At 45.5% G+C, this 8,416-nt stretch carries 6 protein-coding genes, 1 tRNA gene and 1 pseudogene; 4 read left to right on the forward strand and 4 right to left on the reverse strand.

Going from position 1 to position 8,416, the window contains the following annotated elements; all coding sequences use genetic code 11:
• Positions 1 to 2: 2 nt before the first annotated feature.
• Positions 3 to 1,673 carry a putative transporter gene (locus DW083_RS05170; RefSeq protein WP_122331672.1) on the forward strand — a complete coding sequence of 557 codons (1,671 nt, stop codon included), beginning with the start codon at positions 3 to 5 and terminating at the stop codon, positions 1,671 to 1,673.
• A gap of 66 nt (positions 1,674 to 1,739) precedes the next feature.
• Positions 1,740 to 1,898, forward strand: coding sequence for a hypothetical protein (locus tag DW083_RS22085; protein WP_158543402.1), 159 nt, complete (start codon positions 1,740 to 1,742; stop codon positions 1,896 to 1,898).
• 213 nt (positions 1,899 to 2,111) lie between these two features.
• Here DW083_RS22085 and DW083_RS05175 read toward each other — a convergent pair whose 3' ends face one another.
• The 3 genes from DW083_RS05175 to DW083_RS05185 form a co-directional block, all read right to left on the reverse strand.
• Entirely contained in the window at positions 2,112 to 3,320 is a 1,209-nt protein-coding gene (locus DW083_RS05175; RefSeq protein ID WP_122331677.1) for a class I SAM-dependent methyltransferase, read from the reverse strand.
• A gap of 71 nt (positions 3,321 to 3,391) precedes the next feature.
• Positions 3,392 to 3,478 (reverse strand) — tRNA-Ser (locus DW083_RS05180).
• A 131-nt stretch (positions 3,479 to 3,609) separates the two neighbouring features.
• Positions 3,610 to 4,161: an NADH peroxidase gene (locus DW083_RS05185; RefSeq protein WP_115501409.1), complete on the reverse strand. Its 552-nt coding sequence runs from the start codon at positions 4,159 to 4,161 to the stop codon at positions 3,610 to 3,612.
• Positions 4,162 to 4,353: 192 nt separating this feature from the next.
• On the opposite strand from DW083_RS05185, the gene DW083_RS05190 reads away from it, so the two are divergent.
• Positions 4,354 to 5,412 carry a class I fructose-bisphosphate aldolase gene (locus DW083_RS05190; RefSeq protein ID WP_122331678.1) on the forward strand — a complete coding sequence of 353 codons (1,059 nt, stop codon included), beginning with the start codon at positions 4,354 to 4,356 and terminating at the stop codon, positions 5,410 to 5,412.
• Positions 5,413 to 5,481: 69 nt separating this feature from the next.
• Here DW083_RS05190 and DW083_RS05195 read toward each other — a convergent pair.
• Positions 5,482 to 7,602: pseudogene (locus tag DW083_RS05195) on the reverse strand (prolyl oligopeptidase family serine peptidase).
• A gap of 85 nt (positions 7,603 to 7,687) precedes the next feature.
• Between DW083_RS05195 and DW083_RS05200 the strand changes: the two are divergent.
• Entirely contained in the window at positions 7,688 to 8,176 is a 489-nt protein-coding gene (locus DW083_RS05200; RefSeq protein WP_115501408.1) for an SPOR domain-containing protein, read from the forward strand.
• The last annotated feature ends 240 nt before the right edge of the window (positions 8,177 to 8,416 follow it).

Consider the following 8,416-nt stretch of genomic DNA (forward strand, 5'->3'; position numbering starts at 1 on the left):
TTATGGATTGGTTACAAGAGGCTTTTTTGGAGCCTACAATGATTCAGGCTGTTATTATGATCTCGCTGGTTTCTGCAGTCGGGTTATATTTAGGCAGGATCAAGATATTCGGCATTTCGCTGGGGATAACATTCGTATTCTTTGCAGGTATCCTGGCCGGGCATTTAGGCATTGTCGTCAATAAAGACATGCTCTATTTCGCACAGAGTTTCGGATTGATCCTCTTTGTCTATGCCTTGGGATTACAGGTAGGTCCGGGTTTCTTCTCCTCCCTGAAAAAAGGAGGTGTAGCCATGAATATGATGGGGTTAGGCGTTATCGTGCTGGGACTGGCCATGACTGTAGGGCTGCACTGGACGACCGGCGTTTCCCTCTCCAACATGGTGGGACTGTTATGTGGAGCCGTAACCAATACGCCTGCGCTGGGTGCCGCCCAACAAGCGTTGTTGCAGATAGATCCGGGCAACACAAAGGGGGTGACTGATATGGCGTTGGCCTGTGCCGTTGCTTATCCGCTCGGTGTGGTCGGCGTTATCCTTGCCATCATTATCCTGAAAGCGATGTTTGCCAATAAGGAACAGAAAGACCAGAAGGAACAGAGAGACACGACCACCTATGTAGCTGAATTCCAGGTAAGCAACCCTGCCATCTATGAAAAAAGCATCAAAGACATCATGAAGCTGACGGATAAGCATTTTGTCATTTCACGCATCTGGCGAAACGGCAAAGTAAGCATCCCGACATCGGACACATTGCTTCACGAGCATGACCATCTGCTGATTATCTCCGTCAAATCGGACGTAGAAAATATTAAAGTTCTTTTCGGTGAACAGGAGAATGTGGACTGGAACAAGGCGGATATCGACTGGAACGCAATCGACAGCCAGCTGATATCCCGTCGTATCGCCGTAACCCGCAACCGGGTAAACGGGGTTAAATTAGGGTCCCTCCGCCTCCGTAACCTGTATGGGATCAATATCACACGCGTAAACCGTGCCGGTATCGACCTGTTGGCCTCTCCGGACCTGCGTTTGCAGATCGGCGACCGTCTGACGATTGTCGGTGAGGCGAACTCGGTAAATACGGTTGGGAAAATATTGGGTGACGAGATCAAACGGTTAAAAAACCCGAATCTGCTGGCAGTCTTTATCGGCATCACATTGGGTATGCTGTTGGGAGCTTTGCCGATCACGCTTCCGGGCATGAGTACTCCTGTCAAACTCGGTATTGCCGGCGGTCCGATTATTGTCGGTATCCTGATGGGGTCATTCGGTCCGCGCCTCCATCTGACGACTTACACGACGATGAGCGCCAACCTGATGTTACGCCAGTTGGGAATCATTATTTACCTGGCCGGATTAGGGATCGATTCAGGCGCACATTTCTTCGAAACGGTTTTCCGGGCGGAAGGTTTGCTGTGGGTCGGACTGGGTTTCCTGTTGACAATCGTTCCGGTTTTGATCGTCGGTATCATGGCCTCCCGGTTCTTCAAGTTGGATTACGCGCATAATATCGGTATGCTCTGCGGCAGCATGGCAAATCCGATGGCATTGAATTATGCCAATACGACCGTCGAAGGCGACGAACCCTCCGTATCTTATGCCACCGTCTATCCTCTCTCGATGTTTATCCGTGTGATTTCGGCACAGTTGGTGTTAATGTTATTCACTTAGTAAACATTTTGATTATAAATTATTTATATCTACATTTGCATCGATAACCAAATAAACATCTAAATTATGGCCAGACAAATTAAACAAACCCCGATTCTTAAAGGAGATGACGCGGTTAACTTCATTGCAAAAATGGAAAAACATAAGAAAGCATCCCCTAAAGAAATCGAAGAGATGAATGCAGGTTTCGAACGAATACAAAAGATGCTAACGTTTAAATTTTAATAATACCAACATGACCATTTAGGATCTGATATCCTGAACTTCATTAAGAAGATGTTTATTACTGAAAACCGAACCGGATGTAGCTTCATAACTGTCGATGCACTCCAAGGGGCTGTCCCTTTCTACTTAAAGAATGGTTTCGAATATATCCGGCAGGAAGATAAAACAAATACGACGGACAGAACAACTTTGCTTTTCTTTGATTTATATTCTTTAGTCCCTTAAATCAGAGCCAAACAATCGTGTTCCACGTACTAAAATCTTCTCCCCGTTTGCCAACGTTGTTGCAAACAGATAGATGGAGCCGCCGTCGGTGATTTTTGTGCGTTTGCGCAATTCTTCTACGGAAAGAGGGAAGTTGCGCACGGTTATATTGGCTTGCGGGATGAGCTTGGAAAGGTTCTTACAGAGTTTGCCGGTAAATGGAAAGACTTCGTCTACCCGGAATATGCGGCCGGGAAAATCAGCGACCAACTGTTCCGAAGTGTACAGATGGCTGCTGATATGCAATTTCTTCACTCCCATCCGAAGGGCAATCTGCTTGAAAGCGCCTGCTTTCAGGACAGAGGCATTTGGTTCGTATAAATATCCGAAAACCTGACCGGTCGGCTGCAATCCGGCGCTGCGTTCCTCCTCCAATGTAAAAGAGAAAGATGATTCCGTTCCATCCGGGGCAAAGTTAACGCAATGGATAACCGGGACAGTATCTTCGACCTCCCGTTCCACCACAAAAAGCAGTTCCTTACATTCGTTCCTGACCGAAAGAACATGTACTGCCGTTGTCCCTGACAACAGGTCCAACGTCATTTGTATATCCGCCATCGGGGAGAGTTTCGCAATGACACGGGGAGAGCGTTTCAATAAATCCGGCAATAATCCGGGGAGATCCGGCTCACAGTCCTGCAAGGCAAATACCCGCTTATTGCTTTCTCCCCGCCGGGCCGGATCGATATAGAAAGCGTCAACCACGGGCAGTTTATCAATATAATGTGTGGTATCCGCATTTACAACTGTAATATTATCGGCTCCCAATACGGAGAAATTATGCCGCGCCGCTTCGCAATAAGCAGGAAAACGCTCGATATAGGTCAGGTGATTCACCTTACGGGAAAAGAAATAGCTGTCGATACCCAACCCGCCTGTCAGGTCACACATCGTCCAGTCTTCATCCGCCAAACGCTGTTTATAAGCCGCTGTCTGTTCGGAAGAACACTGTTCCGCAGCTATCTTGGCCGGAAAAACCAATTGCGCGTTCCCATACCACGACGGCAGTTTTTCCCGGATTTGCCTCCGGGCTGCAATCTGGTCTACCACAAAAGGCATATCTATCTCCGGATATTTAGATGCGGAAAGTAACAAGCGCGTCAAATCGTCGGCTGCATGTTCTTGTATGAATTGTATTTGAGAAATTGTCAATTCCATATCGGCCTCTAAAAAAGGATACCGACGAACAAAAAAGAGGATGCATCTCGTGAGACGCATCCTCTTTCAAGCGGAAAGCGAGGGATTCGAACCCCCGGTACAGTTACCCGTACACCGCATTTCGAGTGCGGCCCGATCGACCACTCTGGCAGCTTTCCTTCGGTCGTCATTTGCGACTACAAATGTAGGGAAAATTTAATATCATTGTCCTTTAATGCGCGTTTTTTTCACATAGAAAAAGGGTATTCTCCTAAAAGAACACCCTTCCGCTTGTTAACGAATTTGCGAATTATTTGAAATAACGGTTATATAAACCTTCAAATCCTTTACCGTGACGGGCTTCGTCTTTACACATTTCATGAACAGTATCATGAATTGCATCCAGATTCAGCTGTTTTGCACGAGTGGCAATACGTTTCTTATCTTCGCAAGCGCCGCATTCTGCGTCTTTACGTTTTTCCAGGTTAGTCTTTGTGTCCCAAACGACATCACCCAACAGCTCTGCAAACTTTGCAGCGTGCTCTGCTTCTTCCCAAGCATAGCGTTTGAAAGCTTCAGCTACTTCAGGATAGCCTTCACGATCAGCCTGACGACTCATAGCCAGATACATCCCGACTTCCGTACATTCGCCCATAAAATGAGCGTTCAGGTCTTTAATCATTTCTTCATCACAACCTTTAGCAACACCGATCACGTGTTCATCGGCAAAAGTCAATGCACCGGTTGTTTCTACTAATTCTTTAAATTTGCTCTTCGGCTGTTTGCATTGAGGACAGAATTCAGGAGCTTCATCACCTTCATGTACATAACCGCAAACTGTGCAAATCCATTTCTTTTTCATCTTTGTAAAATTTTTATTGGTTGTATAATCGTAAAATACTTGTAACACTCGTTATTTGTTCTTTGCAAATGTATGGAAACATTCGAAAACATACCGCACAAAAGCTGATAAATTTATTCTATCTGTTAATTGATAAAAACTATGAAACTTATCTCCGGCGCCCAATGTTATAATTTCAAAAACTTATATATTATGGATACATCTAAGATTATCAACTTGCTGGGCGAAGAGGGCGAGTTCTTGCTGCAGCACACATGCAAAACAATCGACAAATCGCTTATACATACTCCATCCCCGTCTGTCATAGACGATATATGGATCAATTCGGATAGAAACATCCAGACATTGAACAACCTCCAACGGTTGTTAGGTAACGGAAGACTGGCAAATACGGGATATGTCTCCATCCTGCCGGTAGACCAGGATATCGAACATACGGCAGGCGCTTCATTCGCTCCGAATCCGATCTATTTCGATCCTGAAAATATTGTCAAACTGGCAATCGAGGGCGGTTGTAATGCCATCGCTTCCACTTTCGGGATTTTAGGCTCTGTCGCACGCAAATATGCACACAAGATCCCCTTCCTGGTAAAGCTGAATCATAATGAACTGCTGACTTATCCTAATTCATACAACCAGATTATGTTCGGCACAGTTAAAGAGGCCTGGAACATGGGGGCTGCCGCTGTCGGCGCAACCATTTACTTTGGTTCGGGTGAGAGCAGAAGACAATTGATCGAAGTCTCCGAAGCCTTCGAATATGCGCATGAGTTAGGAATGGCAACTGTTTTATGGTGCTACCTGCGTAACAACGAATTTAAGAAAGATAATGTGGACTACCATGCAGCTGCCGACCTGACAGGACAGGCTAATCACCTGGGTGTCACGATCAAAGCAGACATTGTAAAGCAAAAGCTACCGGAAAACAACGGTGGATTTACAGCTATCAAATTCGGGAAGATCCACCAGAAAATGTACACGGAACTGGCCACAGAACATCCGATCGACCTTTGCCGTTACCAGGTTGCAAACAACTACATGGGACGCGTCGGCCTGATCAATTCCGGTGGAGAATCCCACGGGGCTTCCGATTTGAAAGATGCCGTCTTTACTGCCGTAGTCAACAAACGGGCCGGCGGCATGGGGCTGATCAGCGGACGTAAGGCGTTCCAGCGCCCGATGAAAGACGGGGTGGAATTGCTGCATACCATACAAGATGTATATTTGGATCCGGAAATCACAATTGCCTGATAAAAACAAAAAAGGATGTGTACTTCAAAGTGAAGTGACACATCCTTTTTTATTATTCCTCAGAAGCTCTTATTTCTTCAGCCACATATCCAACCATTCAAAGAAAGTACGCTGCCAGAGCACGCCATTTTGCGGTTTTAATACCCAGTGGTTTTCATCCGGATAGATCAGCAATTCGGCCGGCACACCGCGAAGGACAGCCGCATTAAAGGCTGCCATTCCCTGATTAGCCAGGATACGATAGTCTTTCTCGCCATGAATGCAGAGGATCGGGGTATCCCATTTGTCTACAAACAAATGCGGTGAATTGGCAAACGTGCGCTGTGCCGTAGCATTCTGCTTTTCCCAATAAGCGCCTCCCATATCCCAGTTGGCAAACCACATTTCTTCTGTTTCCAGATATTGCATTTCCATATTGAATATACCGTCGTGAGCGATAAACACCTTGAAACGTTTGTCGTGATGACCTGCCAGCCAGTAAACGGAGAATCCTCCGAAGCTTGCCCCCACGCAACCTAAGCGGTCTTTGTCTACAAACGGTTCTTTTGCCATCTCGTCGATAGCCGTAAAATAGTCTTTCATACACTGGCCGCCATAGTCGCCACTGATCTGTTCGTTCCATTCCATGCCGAAGCCCGGAAGACCACGACGGTTCGGAGCTACCACAATATAATCGTTGGCTGCCATAATCTGCATATTCCAGCGATAAGACCAGAACTGGCTTACCGGGCTTTGCGGACCACCCTCACAGAACAGCAAAGTCGGATACTTCTTGTTCGGATCGAAATGAGGCGGATAGATCACCCACGTAAGCATCTGCTTGCCATCGGTTGTCTTCATCCAGCGACCTTCGACCTTGCCGATTGCCAGTTGATCGTAGATCTGCTTATTTTCGGTTGTCAACTGAGTGACTTTGTTGTTATCAGCCAAATCGATTGAATAGATTTCATCTCCCATGCTCAATGAGTGACGCTGTGCAATCAGCTTATTCTCGCCTAAAAGGCAACGCCAGCATAATCGTACATACCGGATGTAAGCGGAGTAATCTTGTTGCCATCCGTCAGATCGATCTTATAGACCTGCGCTTCACCATGCCATACACCCGTGAAATAAAGAGTCTTTGCGTCTGCACTCCAGACAAAGCCGTCTACATTGGAATCAAAATCTTTGCTGACAAAAGTCTTTTCACCTGTTTCCAGATTCATCACCATCAGACGGTTCTGATCAGATTCATACCCGTCGCGTTCCATACTCTGCCAGGCAATATACTTGCCGTCAGGAGAATATTGAGGATTGGTGTCATAACCCATAATACCCTCGCTGATATTGGTAGTCTGCTTGGTCTTCAGGTCATATACATAAATATCCGAATTAGTGGACAGTGCATATTCCTTGCCTGTCTTCTTACGGCTCGTATAGGCAACCTTATCGGAGGTCGTATTCCACGCCAGTTGTTCAATGCCGCCAAACGGCTTCAACGGGCTTTCAAACGGTTCGCCCTCCATGATGTCGACAGGGTTACTGATTGCCTTTCCGTCGAAATCAGCTACAAAAGGATGCGGAGCTGTTGTCACCCATTCATCCCAGTGTTTGTACATTAAATCCGTTACAATGATACCAGTTGCCTTATCCAAATCCGGATATTTGTCAGCTGTGCTTTTCACCGTTTTTACCTGTGAGATAAACAAGACTTTCTTTTCGTCCGGAGAGAAGGCAAAGCCTTCGATATCGCCATCATATTTAGATAACTGTTTACGGTGGCTTCCGTCCGGATCCATCTCCCAAAGCTGACTGCTACCGCTTTCGTTACAGAGGAATGCAATCTTGGTTCCTCCTTTAATCCAGACAGCTTCATTTTCGGAATAAGCTGTTTTTGTAATCTGCTTGTTATCCGTCCCGTCTGCATTCATAACAAAGACTTCGCGATTACTTCTGTTTTCCGGTACACTGTAATAGGCTACAGTATATACAACCTTTTTCCCATCCGGCGAAACATTCATTCCCCCGATACGTCCCATTGCCCACAAAGCTTCCGGAGTCATCCGTCCGTCTTTAATCTGAATATCCGAACGTCCGATAATATTTTCCGCTTTTACCTTTACGTCCACGTTAACGTTTACATCTTTATTACTACAAGCTCCAAATAATAAGGATGTTGCCATAAACCATTGTTCCGATAGATTTATTCATGTAGTTTATAATATATTGTGTTTTGGGTACGAAAGTACAAAATATAATTTATATCTTTGTCCTATTAATTTAAGAACTGAACAGTATGAATAAGATTTGGTTATTTGGAGCCTCCATATGTATGGTTTTAGCAATGGGGTCTTGTAAACCTAAACAGAGTGCGTATAAGGCAGCTTACGAACAAGCAAAGGAAAAAGAATCAACAGCTCCGGTAGAAGTGGTTGAAGAGGCAGAAGTGGTTGAAGAAGTAACTCCGGTGTCAAAACCGAGAACTTCCAATGTCAGCACACGTGCAGAAAGAATTAATGCCGCACAAGGTGAAGACGCTACCAGACTGAAACGTTTCAGTGTTGTCATCGGTAGTTTTAAAAACAAAACAAACGCTTATGCTCTGAAAGAACGTATGCAAAATGACGGATATAACGCAGTTTTAGGAGAAAACGAACAAGGTATGCTGCGTGTTATCGTTGCCAGCTTCAATGATAAAGCAGATGCTGCTGACAGCCGCGATGCTATCAAAGCTAAATACGCTCCCAACTTCCAGGATGCTTGGATTCTGGAAAGACAATATTAAGAAATAACGTAAGTATTTCCATAAAAAGAGCCGACGGTTTTCCCAGACTGTCGGCTCTTTTTTGTATTCTCTATCCATAGTTTCCACACATCCACCCTACAAACAGAAAAGGAGTCAGTTCGTTTGAACTAACTCCTCTTCACTTCGCTTTCGCTTTTAAAACGGCGGCTATCTACTCTCCCACTTTTACGCAGTACCATCGACGTGGTTGGGCTTAACTTCTCTGTTCGGAATGGGAAG

It is taken from the genome of Parabacteroides sp. AF48-14, from assembly GCF_003477465.1.
In the GTDB taxonomy this organism is placed as follows: Bacteria; Bacteroidota; Bacteroidia; order Bacteroidales; family Tannerellaceae; genus Parabacteroides; species Parabacteroides acidifaciens.